The sequence below is a fragment of the Variovorax sp. DXTD-1 genome (genome assembly GCF_003984625.1).
Taxonomy (GTDB): domain Bacteria; phylum Pseudomonadota; class Gammaproteobacteria; order Burkholderiales; family Burkholderiaceae_C; genus Variovorax.
The window spans coordinates 1-1,102 of record NZ_RWKH01000070.1 but is presented as its reverse complement, the minus strand read 5'-3'; the positions used below and the strand labels follow the sequence as shown (position 1 = coordinate 1,102).

The 1,102-nt window shown below is 64.2% G+C and carries 1 protein-coding gene; it reads right to left on the bottom strand.

Annotation, left to right across the window (positions count from 1 at the left end):
• Nucleotides 1–4: 4 nt before the first annotated feature.
• A partial coding sequence (gene tuf, locus EJI00_RS24890) for an elongation factor Tu (protein WP_126750123.1) occupies nucleotides 5–1,102 on the bottom strand: 1,098 nt, incomplete at its 5' end.

Here is a 1,102-nt window from a genome sequence, read left to right as displayed (position 1 = left end):
CGGCTTAGATGTCGAGGATCTTTGCCACGACGCCCGAACCCACGGTACGGCCGCCCTCACGGATGGCGAAGCGCAGGCCCTCTTCCATCGCGATCGGGTTGATCAGCTTCACGGTGATGCTGACGTTGTCGCCAGGCATGACCATTTCCTTGTCCTTGGGCAGCTCGATCGCGCCGGTCACGTCCGTCGTGCGGAAGTAGAACTGCGGACGGTAGTTGTTGAAGAACGGCGTGTGACGGCCACCTTCGTCCTTGGACAGCACATACACCTCGGCGGTGAAGTGCACGTGCGGCTTGATGGAGCCGGGCTTGCACAGCACTTGGCCGCGTTCGACTTCTTCGCGCTTGGTACCGCGCAGCAGCACGCCGACGTTGTCGCCCGCTTGACCTTGGTCGAGCAGCTTGCGGAACATTTCCACGCCGGTGCAGGTGGTCTTGACGGTCGGGCGGATGCCGACGATCTCGATTTCCTCGCCGACCTTGATCACGCCGCGCTCGACGGCGCCGGTCACGACGGTGCCGCGGCCGGAGATCGAGAACACGTCTTCGACAGGCATCAGGAAGGTGCCGTCCACGGCGCGCTCGGGCGTCGGGATGTAGGTGTCGAGGGCTTCGGCCAGCTTCATGATGGCTTCTTCACCGAGCTTGCCCTTGTCGCCTTCGAGGGCGAGCTTGGCCGAGCCGTGGATGATGGGGGTGTCGTCGCCAGGGAACTCGTACTTGTCGAGGAGTTCGCGCACTTCCATTTCGACGAGCTCGAGCAGTTCGGCGTCGTCGACCATGTCGCACTTGTTCAGGAAGACGATGATGTAGCCCACACCCACCTGGCGCGCCAGCAGGATGTGCTCGCGGGTCTGGGGCATCGGGCCGTCGGCGGCCGAGCACACGAGAATGGCGCCGTCCATCTGGGCGGCACCGGTGATCATGTTCTTGACGTAGTCGGCGTGGCCGGGGCAGTCCACGTGTGCGTAGTGGCGGTTGGCCGTTTCGTACTCGACGTGGGCGGTGTTGATGGTGATGCCGCGGGCCTTTTCTTCGGGCGCCGCGTCGATCTGGTCGTAGGCCTTGGCTTCGCCGCCGAACTTGGCCGACAGCACCGTCGC